Origin of the sequence: Embleya sp. NPDC059213, assembly GCF_042754445.1 — a bacterium.
Lineage (GTDB): Bacteria > Actinomycetota > Actinomycetes > Streptomycetales > Streptomycetaceae > Embleya.
On record NZ_JBHZAV010000198.1, the window covers coordinates 1 to 17,304 of the forward strand.

General features: G+C 71.2%; 14 protein-coding genes. 12 read left to right on the forward strand and 2 right to left on the reverse strand.

Features of this window, described 5'->3' with window-relative positions:
• Positions 1 to 174 precede the first annotated feature (174 nt).
• From ACFXMF_RS40240 to ACFXMF_RS40255, 4 genes are all read left to right on the forward strand, one after another.
• Entirely contained in the window at positions 175 to 711 is a 537-nt protein-coding gene (locus tag ACFXMF_RS40240) for a hypothetical protein (protein WP_360313787.1), read from the forward strand.
• An 87-nt stretch (positions 712 to 798) separates the two neighbouring features.
• Positions 799 to 1,743, forward strand: coding sequence for a pyridoxal 5'-phosphate synthase lyase subunit PdxS (pdxS, locus tag ACFXMF_RS40245; RefSeq protein ID WP_360313785.1), 945 nt, complete (start codon positions 799 to 801; stop codon positions 1,741 to 1,743).
• Between the two features lie 113 nt (positions 1,744 to 1,856).
• Entirely contained in the window at positions 1,857 to 2,468 is a 612-nt protein-coding gene (pdxT, locus tag ACFXMF_RS40250) for a pyridoxal 5'-phosphate synthase glutaminase subunit PdxT (protein ID WP_360313783.1), read from the forward strand.
• Between the two features lie 75 nt (positions 2,469 to 2,543).
• Complete coding sequence (locus tag ACFXMF_RS40255; RefSeq protein WP_360313781.1) at positions 2,544 to 3,299, forward strand: YebC/PmpR family DNA-binding transcriptional regulator; 756 nt, start codon at positions 2,544 to 2,546, stop codon at positions 3,297 to 3,299.
• 69 nt (positions 3,300 to 3,368) lie between these two features.
• On the opposite strand, the gene ACFXMF_RS40260 is transcribed toward ACFXMF_RS40255, so the two are convergent.
• Entirely contained in the window at positions 3,369 to 4,670 is a 1,302-nt protein-coding gene (locus ACFXMF_RS40260; protein WP_360313779.1) for a mannosyltransferase family protein, read from the reverse strand.
• Positions 4,671 to 5,008: 338 nt separating this feature from the next.
• On the opposite strand from ACFXMF_RS40260, the gene ruvC reads away from it, so the two are divergent.
• The 8 genes from ruvC to ACFXMF_RS40300 all read left to right on the forward strand — a co-directional run bounded on the left by ruvC (position 5,009) and on the right by ACFXMF_RS40300 (position 14,639).
• The gene (gene ruvC / locus ACFXMF_RS40265) at positions 5,009 to 5,557 is read left to right on the forward strand and encodes a crossover junction endodeoxyribonuclease RuvC (protein WP_360313777.1); all 549 of its coding nucleotides are present in this window, start codon (positions 5,009 to 5,011) and stop codon (positions 5,555 to 5,557) included.
• A gap of 67 nt (positions 5,558 to 5,624) precedes the next feature.
• Positions 5,625 to 6,233 (forward strand): Holliday junction branch migration protein RuvA, encoded by a 609-nt coding sequence (gene ruvA, locus ACFXMF_RS40270; protein ID WP_360313775.1) that lies wholly within the window; start codon positions 5,625 to 5,627, stop codon positions 6,231 to 6,233.
• Positions 6,234 to 6,339: 106 nt separating this feature from the next.
• Positions 6,340 to 7,428, forward strand: a complete 1,089-nt coding sequence (gene ruvB, locus ACFXMF_RS40275; RefSeq protein WP_360313773.1) for a Holliday junction branch migration DNA helicase RuvB — start codon at positions 6,340 to 6,342, stop codon at positions 7,426 to 7,428.
• 150 nt (positions 7,429 to 7,578) lie between these two features.
• Positions 7,579 to 8,040, forward strand: a complete 462-nt coding sequence (gene yajC / locus ACFXMF_RS40280; protein ID WP_360313771.1) for a preprotein translocase subunit YajC — start codon at positions 7,579 to 7,581, stop codon at positions 8,038 to 8,040.
• A 175-nt stretch (positions 8,041 to 8,215) separates the two neighbouring features.
• A complete protein-coding gene (gene secD, locus ACFXMF_RS40285) occupies positions 8,216 to 9,997 on the forward strand; it encodes a protein translocase subunit SecD (protein ID WP_360313769.1) in 1,782 nt (593 codons plus the stop codon).
• Entirely contained in the window at positions 9,997 to 11,160 is a 1,164-nt protein-coding gene (gene secF / locus ACFXMF_RS40290) for a protein translocase subunit SecF (RefSeq protein WP_360313767.1), read from the forward strand. Before secD ends, secF begins: the two co-directional genes overlap by 1 nt.
• Complete coding sequence (locus ACFXMF_RS40295; RefSeq protein WP_360313765.1) at positions 11,160 to 11,702, forward strand: adenine phosphoribosyltransferase; 543 nt, start codon at positions 11,160 to 11,162, stop codon at positions 11,700 to 11,702. Before secF ends, ACFXMF_RS40295 begins: the two co-directional genes overlap by 1 nt.
• A gap of 153 nt (positions 11,703 to 11,855) precedes the next feature.
• Entirely contained in the window at positions 11,856 to 14,639 is a 2,784-nt protein-coding gene (locus ACFXMF_RS40300; protein WP_380021068.1) for a RelA/SpoT family protein, read from the forward strand.
• 125 nt (positions 14,640 to 14,764) lie between these two features.
• Here the strand turns inward: ACFXMF_RS40300 and ACFXMF_RS40305 are convergent.
• The coding region (locus ACFXMF_RS40305) for a serine/threonine-protein kinase (protein ID WP_380021070.1) at positions 14,765 to 17,304 on the reverse strand (2,540 nt) is incomplete at its 5' end.

The following is a 17,304-nucleotide window of genomic DNA, read 5'->3' on the forward strand; positions in this document are numbered from 1 at the left end:
GGGTTGGTCGCGTCCAGGGTGGTCTCGGGCGTCGGGCGGGCTGGGTTGGTTGGGCTGGACGGTGGTCTCGGGCGTCGGGCGGGCTGGTGGGGTCGGGCGTTGGTCGGGTCGTTTGGGCGGGTCGGGTTGGGCTCGAAGGTTGGCTGGGGTGGGGGGTATTAGGGTCGCCGGGTGATGACTGTCATCTGGGTCCTGCTCGCGGTGCTTGCGGTTGGTGTGTATTTGAGTTGGACCGCCGGGCGGCTGGATCGGCTGCATGCGCGGGTGGATTCGAGTCGGGCCGCGTTGGACGCGCAGTTGTTGCGGCGGTCGGCGGTCGCGCAGGAGATCGCCACCTCCGGATTGCTCGATCCGGCCTCCTCGCTCGTGTTGGCCGGTGCCGCGCACGAGGCGCGGAACGCGGCCGAGGACGAGCGCGAGGTGGCGGAGAGCGACCTGACCCGCGCGTTGCGGTTCCTGTTCGAGGACCCCGCCCAGGCGGAGGACCTGCGGGCCCGACCCGGCGGCGCGGAACTGGTCACCGAACTGCAGACCGCGGTACGGCGCGTGCCGATGGCCCGGCGCTTTCACAACGACGCGGTCCGCGGCGCCCGCGCGGTGCGCCGACACCGGTTGGTGCGCTATCTGCGGTTGGCGGGCCATGCCCCGTACCCGGTCACCTTCGAGATGGACGACGAGGAGCCGCGCACTTTGCAGCCCGGTGGGTCCTGACGGGAGCCACGCAAAGGCCACCGTGGACAGATTGGCCCGGGTAATTCGCCGGGGTGGCATGACATTAGGATCCACCTCACCCGTACGATGGAGCCAACCGTCGTCGTTCGCACCCGTGTGAGGTCATCCGTGTCCACCACCCCCGCAAGCCCCCAGACCGGCACCGACCTGGTCAAGCGCGGCATGGCCGAGCAGCTCAAGGGCGGCGTGATCATGGACGTCGTCAACGCCGAGCAGGCCAAGATCGCCGAGGACGCGGGCGCGGTCGCCGTCATGGCGCTCGAGCGCGTGCCCGCCGACATCCGCAAGGACGGCGGCGTCGCGCGCATGTCCGACCCGGACATGATCGACGGCATCATCGGCGCCGTGTCCATCCCGGTGATGGCCAAGGCCCGGATCGGCCACTTCGCCGAGGCCCAGGTGCTGCAGTCGCTCGGCGTGGACTACATCGACGAGTCCGAGGTGCTGACCCCGGCCGACGAGTCGAACCACATCAACAAGTGGAAGTTCACCACCCCCTTCGTGTGTGGCGCGACCAACCTCGGCGAGGCGCTGCGCCGGATCACCGAGGGCGCGGCGATGATCCGCTCCAAGGGTGAGGCCGGCACCGGCAACGTGGTCGAGGCCACCCGCCACATGCGCACCATCCTCAAGGACATCAAGCAGCTCTCGGTGCTGGACGAGGACGAGCTGTTCGTCGCCGCGAAGAACCTCCAGGCGCCGTACGCGCTGGTCAAGGAGGTCGCCGAGGCCGGCAAGCTGCCCGTCGTGCTGTTCACCGCGGGCGGCATCGCCACCCCGGCCGACGCGTCGATGATGATGCAGCTCGGCGCCGAGGGTGTGTTCGTCGGCTCGGGCATCTTCAAGTCCGGCGACCCGGCCAAGCGGGCCAAGGCGATCGTGGACGCGACCCTGCACTTCGACGACCCGGACGTGATCGCCAAGGTCTCGCGCGGCCTGGGCGAGGCGATGGTCGGCATCAACATCGACACCCTCCCGGCCGAGCAGCGCTACGCCGGCCGCGGCTGGTAGTCCCCGCCCCGTCGAGGACTTCGAAGCACTCGAACACTCGAAAAGCTGTGAGCCGGGCCCGGACGCGATCGCGTTCGGGCCCGGCTCGGTACCTACGACCGGACGAGGTTGACGTGTCCACCACCCCCATCATCGGTGTCCTCGCCCTCCAGGGCGACGTTCGCGAGCACGCCATCGCGCTGGCCGAACTCGACGCGATCGCACGCCCGGTGCGCAAGGTCGAGGAGTTCGCCGAACTCGACGCGCTGGTCATACCCGGCGGCGAGTCGACCACGATGTCCAAGCTCGCGGTGTCCTTCGGGCTGTTCCCGGCGCTGCGCGAGCGGGTCGCGGGCGGCATGCCGGTCTACGGCTCGTGCGCGGGCATGATCATGCTCGCCGACAAGATCCTGGACGGCCGCGAGGACCAGGAGACGGTCGGCGGGATCGACATGATCGTGCGGCGCAACGCGTTCGGCCGACAGAACGACTCGTTCGAGGCGGACGTCCCGTTCGAGGGACTGACCGGCGGCGACCCCATGCACGGCGTGTTCATCCGCGCCCCGTGGGTCGAGTCGGTCGGCGCGGAGGTCGAGGTGCTCGCCCGACTGACCGCCGAGCCGTACGCGGACCGCATCGTCGCGGTGCGCCAGGGAAACCTGCTCGCGACGTCCTTCCACCCCGAGCTCACCCCCGATCGGCGGGTGCACGCGTACTTCGTGGACATGGTCCGTGCCACGCTCTGAGCTCGCGCGCCGGTAGGATCTTCCAGCCTGTACAGGCCCGTGCAGTGCACCCGCGACCCGAAGGAGTAGAGGCGGATGTCCGGCCACTCGAAGTGGGCGACCACCAAGCACAAAAAGGCCGTCATCGACGCCAGGCGCGGAAAGCTCTTCGCCAAGCTGATCAAGAACGTCGAGGTGGCGGCGCGCACCGGCGGCGGTGACATCGCCGGCAACCCGACGCTCTATGACGCCATTCAGAAGGCCAAGAAGTCCTCGGTCCCGAACGACAACATCGACCGCGCGGTCAAGCGCGGCTCCGGTGCGGAGGCCGGCGGCGCCGACTACCAGTCGATCACGTACGAGGGGTACGGACCGAACGGTGTCGCGGTGCTGATCGAGTGCCTCACCGACAACCGCAACCGCGCGGCGTCGGACGTGCGGGTCGCGATGACGCGCAACGGCGGCTCGATGGCCGACCCCGGCTCGGTGTCGTACATGTTCACCCGCAAGGGTGTCGTGATCGTGCCGAAGAACGACCTGAGCGAGGACGACGTGCTGGGCGCGGTGCTCGACGCCGGTGCCGAGGAGGTCAACGACCTCGGCGAGACCTACGAGGTGGTCAGCGAGGCGACCGACATGGTCGGCGTGCGGACCGCGCTCGTGGACGCCGGGATCGACTACGACTCGGCCGACGCCAACTTCATCCCCAGCGTCTCGGTCGAGCTGGACGAAGAGGGCGCGCGCAAGATCTTCCGGCTGATCGAGGCGCTGGAGGACAGCGACGACGTCCAGGACGTCTGGGCGAACTTCGACGTCTCGGACGAGATCATGGAAAGCATCAACGGCGAATAGCGCGCTCGTCGAGGGGGCCGGCGGCAACTGCCGCCGGCCCCTCGCGCGTTACCGGTCCCCTCGGGGGCGCTACGGGTTGGTGTTTATCACGTACAGCAGGAAGCTCACGTACCACCCGGCGAACGCCGCTCCGGCGACCAGCACCGAGATCACCAGTCCGCGCGGCCACTTGGCCATCAGCCGGGCCAGCGGCAGCGCGATGGTGAAGGCGGGCAACATGAAGCGCGGCTTGGAGTGGAAGAACCAGCCGTTGCTCGTGGTCAGCGCCAGGAACATCACCACGCCGCCGTAGATGTGCACCGGCAGCGGGATTCGGCGGTCCCGAAAGGACCAGATCATCAGTGCCACGGACAGGATGATCACGAACGTGCAGACCACGTAGATCGGTCGGCCCAGGTGGGTGAGGTACTTGGCCATCCACTGGACGGTGCTTATGCCCCCGTCGAAGCGCAGGTTGAACGCCTTGTCCTGGATCCAGACCCAGCCGTCGGGCCGCCCGGCCAGCCAGCCCACCCAGGCGATGAAGCCCACGCAGGCCAGCGGCGAGATCAGGGTGGCGAGCACCGGGCGGCGGGACTGCGGCGCCAGCAGGCCGACCCGGGTGCCGTCCTCGCGCCGCTCCAGCACGATCGCCAGGGCGGCCACGCCCAGCGCCGCGACCAGGCCGAACGCGGTGTTCCGGGTCAGGCCGGCGAACAGGCACAACACGCAGGCCAGGGTCCACCGGCGGCGCACCACGGCCAGCAGGCCCCAGGACGCGAAGGCCACGAACAGCGCCTCGGAGTAGACCATGGTGAGCACCATCGAGCCCGGCGCGACGCCCCACAGGAGCGCGAACAGGGTGGCCACCCGGTGGTTGCCGGTGAGTTCGCGCCCGAGCGCGTACAGCCCCCAGGCCGCGACCGCGCCGGACGAGACGGTGACGACCATGCCGGCGTTGAGCGCGGACAGGCCGGTGAGGTCGCCGACGAGGCGGACCGCCCAGGGGTAGCCGGGGAAGAACTCGACGTTGGTCCAGTACGGCTTGCCGGCCGGCGAGACCGGGATCTTGTCGACGTAGCCGAAGTCCGCGATGTCGCGGAACCAGACGCCGTCCCACGAGCCGACCATGGACCAGAACGGCTTGCCGGCCGCCAACGCCATCACGCCGAGCACCACGAGGTTGATCGCGCGCGCGATCAGATAGCCGAACACCGCCGTGCGGGCGGGGCGGAACGAGGCACGCGCGCGGCGGGCGAAGTCGCCGGCACCGGCGCGCAGGCGGTCGGCGAGGCCGTCGGCGAGGACGCTGTCGGAGCGCCCCGGCATCCTGATCGCACCCTTCTCGGCGGCCGGCGGGGTCTCGGCGACCGGCATGGACGGCGACGGCATGAAAACCTTCCGGGCGGCGAGCGGGGGCAGTCTCCAACCGACCCTAGCGTCGCCTGTGCGGGCTCCCGTGCGGCGACCGGGCCGCTTGGGGAACGATCGTCACAGGGCTGTCATCGGGGCGTTATCGACCGGGACAAGCGTACGTGTCGCTCGAACGGGTGATCACGGAGTGGCGGTACCGAGGGCATCGGCGCGGCTGCACTAGGGTTTGTCGGGCGAACAGATGTTCGTATCGGGCGGGTTCGGCTCGATCGCAGGGCGGGAGCGGAGTGTCGGCAACACGCCGGCCCGCCGCCGCCCGGGCGATGCGATGCCAGGCGGGACGAGAGGGGCGCGGCATGCGGGTCTTGGGGGTCGACCCCGGTCTGACCCGATGCGGCGTCGGTGTCGTCGACGGCGCGGTCGGCAAACCACTGCGGATGATCGAGGCGGGCGTGGTGCGCACGCCCGCCGAGGCGTCGATCGACGCGCGGCTGTTGGGCATCGAGCAGGGCATCGAGGAGTGGCTGGACCGGCACCGACCGGACTGCGTCGCGGTCGAGCGGGTCTTCAGCCAGCACAACGTGAGCACCGTGATGGGCACCGCGCAGGCGTCCGCCGTGGCGATCGTGTGTGCCGCGCGGCGCGGTCTGCCGGTGACGCTGCACACGCCGAGCGAGGTCAAGGCCGCGGTGACCGGCAGCGGGCGCGCCGACAAGGCCCAGATCGGTGCGATGGTGACCCGTATCCTGCGTCTGGACGGCCCGCCGAAACCGGCGGACGCCGCCGACGCGGTCGCGCTGGCGATCTGTCACATCTGGCGCGGCGGCGCCTCCGACCGGCTCGCCGCGGCGGTGGCCGCGGCCCGCACCCCCACCGCACGGCTGCCGCGCGGCACCCGCCGATGACCGGACCCGGCCCGAGCGACCTTCGGGCCGCCGGCCCCCGTACCACTAGCCAAGCAGGAGCACTCGGGTGATCGCGTTCGTCTCCGGAACGGTGGCCGGCCTCGGCCCGGACACCGCCGTCGTCGAGGTCGGCGGGGTCGGCCTGGCCGTGCAGTGCACGCCCACCACGCTGGCCACGCTGCGCGTCGGCGTGGCGGCCCGACTGGCCACGTCGCTGGTGGTGCGGGAGGACTCGCTCACCCTGTTCGGCTTCGCCGACGACGACGAGAAGCGCACATTCGAGGTGTTGCAGACCGCCAACGGGGTGGGGCCGAAGCTGGCCCTGGCGATGCTCGGGGTCTACAGCCCGGACGCGCTGCGGGCCGCGGTCGCGGGCAAGGACGCCAAGGCGCTCACCGCCGTGCCCGGGATCGGCCCCAAGGGTGCGCAGAAGTTGCTCCTGGACCTGAAGGACAAGCTCGGCGCACCCACCGGCACGGGCGCCGCGCTCGGCGTCGGCGCCCCCGTGAGCGCGGGTTGGCGGGATCAGTTGCACGCCGCGCTGGTCGGCCTGGGCTATGCGACGCGCGAGGCGGACGACGCGGTCGTCTCGGTGACCGCCGAGGCGGAGGCGTCGGCCACGCCCGACATCGGCGCGTTGCTCAAGGCGGCTCTGCGCGGCCTGAACCGCCGATGAGCCGCCGGGGGCGACCCCCGGGCCCGGTCCGGCGCGACGACACCGTGTCGCCCGGGTCGGGCAGGATGAACGCAGGCCGCACGAACACGACCATGGGCGGAACACGATGACGCAGGACGGCGAACGCCTGGTGACCGCCGAGGCGGACGGCGAGGACCAGGCCGTCGAGGCCGCGCTGCGGCCGAAGAACCTGGACGAGTTCATCGGCCAGGAGCGGGTGCGCGAGCAGTTGTCCCTGGTGCTGACCGCGGCCCTCGGCCGCGGCGGCACCGCCGATCACGTGCTCCTGTCCGGCCCGCCCGGACTCGGCAAGACCACGCTGTCGATGATCATCGCGGCCGAGATGGGGGTGCCGATCCGGATCACCTCCGGCCCGGCGATCCAGCACGCCGGCGATCTGGCCGCGATCCTGTCCTCGTTGTCCGAGGGCGAGGTGCTCTTCCTCGACGAGATCCACCGGATGTCGCGGCCCGCCGAGGAGATGCTCTACATGGCGATGGAGGACTTCCGGGTCGACATCATCGTCGGCAAGGGCCCCGGCGCCACCGCGATCCCGCTCGACCTGCCGCCGTTCACCCTGGTGGGCGCCACCACCCGGGCGGGGTTGTTGCCACCGCCGCTGCGCGACCGGTTCGGCTTCACCGGCCACATGGACTTCTACGCGCCCGCCGAACTCGAACGGGTGCTGAACCGCTCGGCAAGATTGCTCGACGTCGAACTGTCCGCCGAGGGCGGCGCCGAGATCGCCGGCCGCTCGCGCGGCACGCCGCGGATCGCCAACCGGCTGCTGCGCCGGGTCCGCGACTACGCCCAGGTCCGGGCGAACGGCAAGGTCGATCGGGACATCGCCGCGCGTGCGCTGGACGTCTACGAGGTGGACGCGCTGGGCCTGGATCGGCTGGACCGGGCCGTGTTGCAGGCGCTGACCACCCTGTTCGGCGGAGGTCCGGTGGGCCTGTCCACCCTGGCCGTGGCGGTCGGCGAGGAGACCGAGACGGTCGAGGAGGTCGCCGAACCGTTCCTGGTCCGCAGCGGTTTCCTGGCCCGCACCCCGCGCGGTCGGGTGGCCACCGCGAAGGCCTGGCTGCATCTGGGGCTCAACCCGCCGCAGGGCGCGCTGCCCGGGCAGCACGGTGCACAACAGAGCGTGTTGTTCGACAACGGCGCCGTGACCGGTAAGGATGCAACCGAGTAAGGCCGGTGCGCGTCGGGAACGCACGCGGTCGGTAGTCGTTGTTCCTGTAGTAAGTACCCGTCTAGACTCCGCCGAGGCCGCCGCACCGTGGCCGGCCGAGTGTCACCGTCCGGGCCGCCGAGCGGCCTTGGGAAGGAATCGTTTCAAGCCGTGGACCCGCTTACCCTCCTCCTGCCAGTAATCATCGTCGTGGTGTTCTACTTCCTGATCATCAAGCCCGGGAAGGCACGCCAGCGACAGGCCATGGAAACGCAGAACTCGCTGGTCCCGGGCGCCGAGGTCCGCACCATCGCGGGGCTGTACGCGACGGTCACCGAGGTGGAGGACGATTCCGTCATCCTTGAGGTCGCGCCCGACGTGCACTGCCGCTTCGTCAAGAGCGCCATCGCCGCCGTCCTGTCCTCGGGTGAGGACGACGAGGCCGACGACGAGCACGAAGACGACGCCGAGGCCGAGGCCGGCGACGACGTCGTAAAGCTCGACAAGAAGCCCGAAGCCGCTGCGGACGCCGAGGCCGAGGACACCAAGACCGTGGATGCCGGCAAGGCCGAGGGCGCGAGCAAGGCGCCCGAGGCAGCCGACCGGTTGCGCAAGGACGACAAGCAGGACTAGTTCGGCTCGTGGTGAATGCGGTGGTCCCCGGACCACCGCAGCGCAATACAGTCAGGTGACCGGGGGTGACACCCCGGATACGACAGCGTCCGGCATCCTGCCGGACGCCGTGCCGTGCCGACGGACCGTGGCGCAAGCCCGCCCGCGGCGGCATCGAGAGGGAGATTGGGCGAAGGTGGCAGCACCGAAATCGAGTTCCCGAGGGCACCCGGGACGGGTCCTGGCCTTCATCGGGGTCGTGATCGTCGCGCTCTACGCGATCATGTTCTCGACCGGGGACAAGACCCCACGTCTGGGCATCGACCTCGCGGGCGGCACCAGTGTCACGCTCACCGCCAAGGCCGACCAGGGCCGCAACGGTGCGGTCAACAAGTCGAACATGCAGACCGCGGTGGAGATCATCCGCCAGCGCGTCAACGCGTTCGGTGTGTCCGAGGCGGAGGTGCAGACCGAGGGCGACCGCAACATCGTCATCAGCATCCCCAAGGGCAAGAACGAGAAGGAGACGGCGGAGCAGGTCGGCCAGACCGCGAAGCTGTTCTTCCGCCCCGTTCTGGAGGCCACGCCGATCACCCCCCAGGGTGGTACCAAGCTGCCGCTGACCCCGCCGTCGACGCCGCCCGCGAGCACCCCGCCGACCGGCGCTCCGTCGGCCGGCGCTCCGTCCGCGAGCACGCCGCCCGCGACCCAGTCGGGCAAGCCGCAGGGTCGGGTCATCCCGAACCTGAAGGACGCGTCCGGCGCTCCGACGCCGCCGCCGTCGTCGCCGCCCGCGAGCACGCCGCCCGCGACGCCTCCGGCGAGCACCCCGCCGGCCGGAGCCGACGCGAACGGCATCACGCCGGAGCTGCGCGCGAAGTACAACAACCTGGACTGCACCCTCCCGGAGAACCGCGGCCTCGGCCCGGTGCCGGCCCCGGAGGACAAGCCGACCGTGGCGTGCAGTCGCGATCAGGGCGACGGCGAGGAGAAGTACATCCTCGGACCGGTGCTGATCCCCGGCACCGACGTGGCCTCCTCGAAGGCACAGCTCCCGCAGAACGGCAGTGTCGGCGGCTGGGAAGTCGAGCTGAAGTTCACCGACGCGGGCACCAACAAGTTCACCAAGATCACCGGTGACCTGGCGGCGGGCAAGTACCCGACCAACCGCTTCGCGATCGACCTGGACGGTGTGGTCGTCTCCGCACCGTCGGTGAAGTCGGAGATCCCCGGCGGCAGCGCCGTGATCTCGGGCAACTTCACCCGCAGCTCGGCCAAGGACCTGGAGAACGTGCTCAAGTACGGCGCGCTCCCGCTGTCCTTCACCAAGAGCGACGTGACCACGGTGTCCGCGTCGCTGGGTGGTGACCAGCTCAAGGGCGGTCTGATCGCGGGTGCGATCGGCATCGTCCTGGTCATCCTGTACTCGCTGTTCTACTACCGGGGCCTCGGCCTGGTGAGCATCGCGAGTCTGGCGGTCTCGGCGGCCCTCACCTACGCCATCATGTGTCTGCTGGGCCGAAGTATCGGCTTCGCACTCAACCTGCCGGCGGTGTGTGGCGCGATTGCCGCGATCGGTATCACGGTGGACTCGTTCATCGTGTACTTCGAGCGGATCCGGGACGAGATCCGCGAGGGTCGCACGTTGCGACCCGCCGTGGAGAAGGCGTGGCCCCGGGCCCGGCGCACCATCCTGGTGTCCGACGCGGTGTCGTTCCTGGCCGCCGCGGTGCTCTACGTCGTCTCGGTCGGCAAGGTCCAGGGCTTCGCCTTCACCCTCGGCCTGACCACGCTGCTCGACGTCGTGGTGGTGTTCCTGTTCACCAAGCCGCTCATGACGATCCTCGCCAAGCGCAAGTTCTTCGCGGACGGCCACAAGTGGTCCGGCCTCGACCCCGAAGCGCTCGGTGCCAATCAGCGCCAGTCGTATCGCAGCCGTCGCCCGCGTGGGCGCGCTGCCGGCGTCAAGGAGGCGTGATGAGTCGCTTCGGTGACCTCAAGACCATCGGTGTCCGGCTGCACCACGGCGACGTCTCGTTCGACTTCGTCGGCCGCAAGAAGTTGTGGTACTCGATCTCCGCGCTGATCCTGCTGCTCGCGGTCGGCGGTCTGCTCGGCCGCGGGCTGCACCAGGGCATCGAGTTCAAGGGCGGCTCGGTCTACACGATCGAGCACACCTCGGCCTCGCAGAACGACGCCCGCGAGGCGGTGGCGCCGTTCACCGACGGCACCGACGCCATAGTGCAGAAGGTCGGCGGCGACGGCCTGCGGATCCAGATCGCCGAGTCGGACGCGGACAAGACCAAGCAGGTCGCGGCGGCCATCGCCAAGGACCTCAAGGTCGCGCCGGACAAGGTCAACACGCAGGTGGTCGGTCCGAGCTGGGGCAAGGAGATCTCCAAGAAGGCCCTGCAGGGCCTGGTGATCTTCATGATCCTGGTGGTGATCTACCTCACCTTCGCCTTCGAGTGGCGGATGGCCGTGGCGGCGCTGGTCGCGCTGATCCACGACATCGTGATCACCATCGGTGTGTACGCGCTGGTGGGCTTCGAGGTGACGCCGGGCACGGTGATCGGTCTGCTGACGATTCTCGGTTACTCCCTGTACGACACCGTCGTGGTGTTCGACACGGTCAAGGAGAACGCCAAGAACATCACCAAGCAGACCAAGCTCACCTACAGCGAGGCGGCCAACGCGGGTCTGAACCAGACCCTGGTGCGCTCCATCAACACCACGGTGGTCGCGCTGCTGCCGGTGGCGTCGCTGCTGTTCGTCGGTGGCGGTCTGCTCGGCGCGGGCATGCTCAAGGACATCGCGCTGTCGCTGTTCGTGGGTCTGGCCGCCGGTGCGTTCTCGTCGATCTTCATCGCCACGCCGATCCTGGCCGACCTCAAGGAGCGGTCGCCGGAGATGCGGCAACTCGCGAAGAAGGTGGCCCAGCGTCGGGCGTCCGAGGCGAAGGCGGCCAAGGCCGGCGAAGCCTCCGGGATTCCCGCGGACGAGGCCGAGGGCCACCCGGACGTGGACGAGACGGCCGAACCGGGCGATGACGAGACCGTACCCGCGCAGGGCGGTGCGCCGCGGGCGGGCGCCTCGCGCGGTCGGGCGCGGACCCGTCCCGGCGGCAAGAGGAAGCGCTGATGGCCGACGAGGAACTGCGCAAGCTCCTGGAGAGCCGGATCCGGGACGTGCCGGACTGGCCGCAGCCGGGCGTGGTGTTCAAGGACATCTCGCTGCTGCTGGCCGATCCGGTCGCGTTCGCGGCCCTGGTCGACGCGCTGGCCGAGCGCTGCCGGGACCGGGTGGACAAGGTGGTCGGGATCGAGGCCCGAGGCTTCATCCTGGCCGCCCCGGTGGCCTACCGCGCCCAGGCGGGATTCGTTCCGGTCCGCAAGGCGGGCAAGCTGCCGTGCGCGACCCACGCGCAGTCCTACGACCTGGAGTACGGTTCGGCCACCCTGGAGGTGCACCAGGACGCGTTCGAGCCCGGTGACCGGGTGCTCGTGATCGACGACGTGCTCGCCACCGGTGGGACCGTCGAGGCCACGATCGACCTGATCGGGCGGTCCGGCGCGCAGGTGGTGGGGGTCGAGGTGCTCCTCGAGCTCGGCTTCCTGGGCGGCCGGGCACGGCTCGCGCCGGTGTTGCCGGAAGGCACGCTGGAGTCGTTCATCGTCGTTTGACACGCCGCCGAAGGCGTGTCGTCGAAGGCCGGAGGCACCCCGGGTGGGGAGCCTTCGGCCTTCGGCGTCGCGGTGGCTGCCGTTCCGGATGGCCGAGTCGTGAGGGCGTGGGTCAGTACGATGGAAGTTCCGTCATCTGTGGGAGGAGTTCCCTTGCCGGACGAGGTCGCGCCCGTCGCGTCGTCCTCGGGGGATGCCGTCGAACACGCGGCTCCCTCGGACGACGCCACACGTGCCACACCGGGCCCCTCGGGCCATCCTCCGGTGGGCGCCGGAGGAGCCGACGAGGCCGCCGGCCGGGCCCGGCCCGACGCGGCGCCCGCGGCGCCTGCGCTGCCACCGGGTGAGGGCGGCGGGCAGGCGCCCGCCGAACGGTCGGCCGCGGCCGACCCGGGCCCGGCCGGATCGGGCTCGGGCGAACCACCGGACGCCGCGGCGGACCACCCCGAATCGGGCGGATCGCGCGCGGACCGGGCACCGGCCGAGGACAGCGCCGACGGTCCCCGAGGCAGCGACGGCCACAGCGGACCCGCCGCCGGCGCGGCCGGGCCCGAGGCCAGGGGACCCAGACCGGCGGCCAAGGCGGCACCGAGCCCCGCCGGCGCCTCGCGCGGCACCGGTACCGAGCGCTCGCGCTCGTTGCGGGTGGACGGCCCCAGCCGGGTCCGGGCCCGGTTGGCCAGGCTGGGCGTGCAGCGCAACAGCGTCTACAACCCGGTTCTGGAGCCGCTGCTGCGGGTGGTCCGGGTCAACGACCCCAAGGCCGACCTGCGCCAGATCGAGCGGGCGTACACCACCGCCGAGCGCTGGCACCGCGGCCAGCGGCGCAAGAGCGGCGACCCGTACATCACCCACCCGCTCGCGGTGGCCAGCATCCTGGCCGAGCTGGGGATGGACCCGCCGACGCTGATGGCGGGGCTGCTGCACGACACCGTCGAGGACACCGACTACGGGCTGGACGCGCTGCGCCGCGATTTCGGCGACACCGTGGCGATGCTCGTGGACGGCGTGACCAAGCTGGACAAGGTCAAGTTCGGCGAGGCGGCGCAGGCCGAGACCGTGCGCAAGATGGTCATCGCGATGGCCAAGGACCCCCGGGTCCTGGTGATCAAGCTCGCCGACCGGCTGCACAACATGCGCACGATGCGCTACCTCAAGCGGGAGAAGCAGGAGCGCAAGGCCCGCGAGACGCTGGAGATCTACGCCCCGCTGGCGCACCGGCTGGGGATGAACACGATCAAGTGGGAGCTGGAGGACCTGGCGTTCGCCATCCTCTACCCCAAGATGTACGACGAGATCGTGCGCCTGGTCGCCGAGCGGGCACCCAAGCGGGACGAATACCTGGCCCTGGTCACCGATCAGGTGCAGGGCGATCTGCGCTCGGCGCGGATCAAGGCCACGGTCACCGGGCGGCCCAAGCACTACTACTCGGTCTACCAGAAGATGATCGTGCGCGGTCGCGAGTTCACCGAGATCTACGACCTGGTGGGCATCCGGGTCCTGGTTGACTCGGTCCGGGACTGCTACGCGGCGCTGGGCACCATCCACGCGCGCTGGAACCCGGTGCCGGGGCGGTTCAAGGACTACATCGCGATGCCCAAGTTCAACATGTACCAGTCCCTGCACACGACGGTGATCGGCCCCGAGGGCAAGCCGGTCGAGTTGCAGATCCGCACCTTCGACATGCACCGCCGGGCCGAGTACGGCATCGCCGCGCACTGGAAGTACAAGGCCGAGGCGGTCGGCGCCAAGGGTGCGGCGAAGACCGACGCCAAGCCCGCGCGCAAGGGCGAGAACCCGGCCAACGACATGGCCTGGCTGCGCCAGCTCCTGGACTGGCAGCGGGAGACCGAGGATCCGGGCGAGTTCCTGGAATCGTTGCGCTTCGACCTCTCCAGCCAGGAGGTCTTCGTCTTCACGCCCAAGGGCGACGTGATAGCGCTGCCGGCCGGCTCGACCCCGGTCGACTTCGCCTACGCGGTGCACACCGAGGTCGGCCACCGCACGATCGGGGCCCGGGTCAACGGGCGGCTGGTCCCGCTGGAGAGCCGGCTGGACAACGGCGACCTGGTCGAGGTGTTCACCTCCAAGAGCGAGACCGCGGCGCCGAGCCACGACTGGCTCGGCTTCGTGAAGTCGCCCAGGGCGCGCAACAAGATCCGCCAGTGGTTCTCCAAGGAGCGCCGCGAGGAGGCGATCGAGCAGGGCAAGGAGGGCCTGACCCGGGCCATGCGCAAGCAGGGCCTGCCGTTGCAGCGGTTGATGTCCGGCGGCGGGGACACCCTGGTCACCCTCGCGCACGAGCTGCGCTACCCGGACATCTCGTCGTTGTACGCGGCGATCGGGGAGGGGCACGTCTCGGCGCAGACGATCGTGCAGCGCCTGGTCGAGTCGCTCGGCGGCGAGGAGGGCGCGTCGGAGGATCTGGCCGAGGCCACCCGGCCGACCACGACCCGCCGTCGGCCGCGCTCGACCGGGAACCCCGGGGTCGTGGTCAAGGGCGTCGACGACATCTGGGTCAAGCTGTCCCGCTGCTGCACGCCGGTGCCGGGCGATCCGATCATCGGCTTCGTCACCCGGGGCAACGGCGTCTCGGTGCACCGGCAGGACTGCGGCAACGTCGAGTCGTTGTCCCAGCAGTCCGAACGCATCGTCGACGTCGAGTGGGCGCCGACCGCGTCCTCGGTGTTCCTGGTCGCGATAGAGGTGCAGGCGCTGGATCGTTCGCGGCTGTTGTCGGACATCACCCGGGTGTTGTCCGACCAGCACGTGAACATTCTGTCCGCGTCGGTGGCCACCACCCGGGATCGGGTCGCGGTGAGCCGGTTCACCTTCGAGATGGGCGACCCCAAGCACCTGGGGCACGTGCTCAAGGCGGTGCGCGGGGTCGAGGGCGTGTTCGACGCGTATCGGGTGACCAGCGGGCGGCAGCAGTAGGGCCGGTTCGGCAGGGGTGGGGCTCGGCTCGTGCGAGCCCCTGCGTGGCCGCACACGCGCGCCTTCGCACACGCGCGCGAGGCGGCGTCGGGAGGGATCCCGGCGCCGCCTCGGGCGTGGTCGGCTCAGCCGCGCGGGCCGCGCCAGACGGTCATCGAGATCTTCCAGTACTGGCTGGGGCCCGAGGTGGACGGGATCTCGTTGATCCGGACGGTGCCGACCAGGCCGTTGGTGGTGTCCTTGGTGCAGATCACCGAGCCCACCTTGAGGTAGGTGAACGGCAGTTGGTTGTCGTTCGCGTATCGGGTCTCGCCCAGGCAGGTCCGGAAGTCGCTGGGCTGCCCCGGGTCGAGCAGCACCATCTCCTTGCCCTGGATGTAGTTGCCGTCGGCGTAGAAGTACAGGACGCCGTCGTTCAGCGTGCAACTGCCCTTCCACGTGGTGCTGAAGCCCAGGCCGATGCAGTAGCCGTTGGGGACGTCCAACTGCCGCTCGAACAACACGCCGCCCTCGGCCACGCCGCCGGCGGTGGCGATCGCGGTGGCGCTCTCGCCGGGGCGGGCCGCGATCGACGGCGCGCCGGTGCCGGTGGGGTCGGTGGTCGGGGCGCCGGTGCGTTTGGCGCTCGGGGTGGCCGTCGGGGCGGGTACGCCGCCGACAGGGGCGTTCGGGGACTGGGTCTGGGGCTGGGACTGGGTCTGTGAATCGGCCTTTGCCGCAGGGGACTTGTCGTCCTTGTCCTTGTCGCGCAGGCCGAGCGCCAGGCCGCCGCCGGCGGCGGCCAGGACCAGTACGGTGACCGCCGCGATCAGCGCGCGGCGCTTGCGCCGGCGGCCCACCGCCGGGTCCTTGGGCGCCCTGGGCGGTTGTTCGTTGACCCGGCGGGTGACCTCGGCGACCAGGGTCGGCGGCAACCAGCCCTCGCCGATCTGCAACCGGGTGCCCTCGGAGGCGACCCGGCACAGCTCGATCACCTCCTGCGGGGTCGGGCGGCGGTCCGGGTCCTTGTCCAGGCAGCGACGCACGACCGGCAACAACTGCGCTGGTACGGCCGACAATTCGGGTTCCTGGTGGACCACGCGGTAGAGCACCGAGCTGTCCGTGCCCTCGCCGAACGCGGACATTCCGGTGGCCGCGTAGGTGGCCAGCGAGCCGAGCGCGAACACGTCGGTGGCGGGCTTGGAGGGCAACCCCCGGGCCTGCTCGGGGGCCATGAACGCGGGGGTCCCGATGCTCATCCCGGTCCGGGTGAGCGGTGTGGCGTCGGCGGCGCGGGCGATGCCGAAGTCGATCACGCGCGGGCCGTCGGCGGCCAGGATCACGTTGGACGGCTTGAGGTCGCGGTGGATCACGCCTGCCTGGTGCACCGACTGGAGCGCCTCGGCGACGCCGGCCAGCAGGACCAGGACGGTCTCCGCGGGCAGCGGACCGTGCCGGTAGACGGCCTCGTACAGGGAGGGGCCCGGCACGTAGGCGGTGGCCAACCACGGCTGCGCGGCGTCCGCGTCGGTGTCGATCACGGGGGCGGTGTACAGGCCCTGGACGCGCTGGGCGGCGGCCACCTCCTGGCGGAAGCGGCGGCGGAACTCCGGGTCGTCGGCGAACTCGCCGCGGATCACCTTGATCGCGACGGGGCGACCGCCGGGCGTGTAGGAGAGGTACACCCGACCCATGCCGCCCGAGCCGAGCCGGGCCCGGAGCAGGTAGCCGCCGACGGAGCGCGGGTCGTCACCTTCCAGGGGTGCGAGCACGGCTCGGTCGGGGCCGTCCCAGGAGGGTGGCACGGGGGCGGGGGTGGGGGCGGCTTCGTGGGCTTCGCTCGCCTCGTGGGCGGCGGCCGGGGGGCGTTGGCCGGGGGGCCGCTCCACGACGGGCGGTTGCACGGCGGCGGGTGGGGTGGGGGCGGCGGCCTGTGCGTGGGCGGGCAGGTTGGGGTTGGGGCGGGTGGGCTCGGTGTGGGGATCGGGGTGGGCGGGTTGGTGGGTGGGGGCGCCGGCGGTCTCGTCGGGCGCCGACGCGGGTGGGGGTGTGGGTGCGGTCGCTGCGGCCGGGGTGGGGCGGGTGGGCTCGGCGGGGGGCTCGGGCTGGGCGGGCTGGTGGATGGGGGCGATGGTGGTTTCGTCCGAGGCGGGTGCGGGTGCGGGTGCGGACGGCGGTGGGGTGGGCTCAGCGGGGTCGGGGGAAGTGGGGGGCTCGGCGGGGGACTTGTTCGGGAGGGCGTCGGTGATCGGGGCGACGGTGGTTTCGTCGGAGGCGGACGCGGACGCGGGGGTGTGCGTGGCCGGCGGTGTTGTGGTGGCCGCTCCGGCGGCCGGTGGTGCCGGTGGGGCGGTCGGCGTGGCCGGCGATGCGGGCGTCGGGTCGGCGGTCGTGTCGGGGGTGGGGGCTGCGGCCGGCTCGGTGGGCGCGGCGGCGGGCTTGGCCGGGGCCGCCGGGGCGGCCGGGATCGTCTCGGCCGGCGGCGTGCCGTGGGTCGGCGGGGCCTGGGTCGGCGGCGGCGGTGTGGCAGGCGGGGGCGGCGTCGCGGGTGCGGCCGGGTAGGCCGGGGGCGGCGGGGTGTTCGGGGCGGGCGGGCGGCCGATCGACGGGGCGGCGCTCGGCCGAGGCGGCGGCGGGGGAGTGGTCCGACGACTCGACGGGCTTCGACACGTGGAACGTTCGGACG

Excerpts from the sequence above, each read along its gene's own strand:
- ACFXMF_RS40240 (WP_360313787.1), top strand. The coding sequence starts at position 175 with ATGACTGTCATCTGGGTCCTGCTCGCGGTGCTTGCGGTTGGTGTGTAT.
- pdxS (WP_360313785.1), top strand. The coding sequence starts at position 799 with ATGGAGCCAACCGTCGTCGTTCGCACCCGTGTGAGGTCATCCGTGTCC.
- ACFXMF_RS40255 (WP_360313781.1), top strand. The coding sequence starts at position 2,544 with ATGTCCGGCCACTCGAAGTGGGCGACCACCAAGCACAAAAAGGCCGTC.
- ACFXMF_RS40260 (WP_360313779.1), bottom strand. The coding sequence starts at position 4,670 with ATGCCGTCGCCGTCCATGCCGGTCGCCGAGACCCCGCCGGCCGCCGAG.
- ruvC (WP_360313777.1), top strand. The coding sequence starts at position 5,009 with ATGCGGGTCTTGGGGGTCGACCCCGGTCTGACCCGATGCGGCGTCGGT.
- ruvB (WP_360313773.1), top strand. The coding sequence starts at position 6,340 with ATGACGCAGGACGGCGAACGCCTGGTGACCGCCGAGGCGGACGGCGAG.
- secF (WP_360313767.1), top strand. The coding sequence starts at position 9,997 with ATGAGTCGCTTCGGTGACCTCAAGACCATCGGTGTCCGGCTGCACCAC.
- ACFXMF_RS40295 (WP_360313765.1), top strand. The coding sequence starts at position 11,160 with ATGGCCGACGAGGAACTGCGCAAGCTCCTGGAGAGCCGGATCCGGGAC.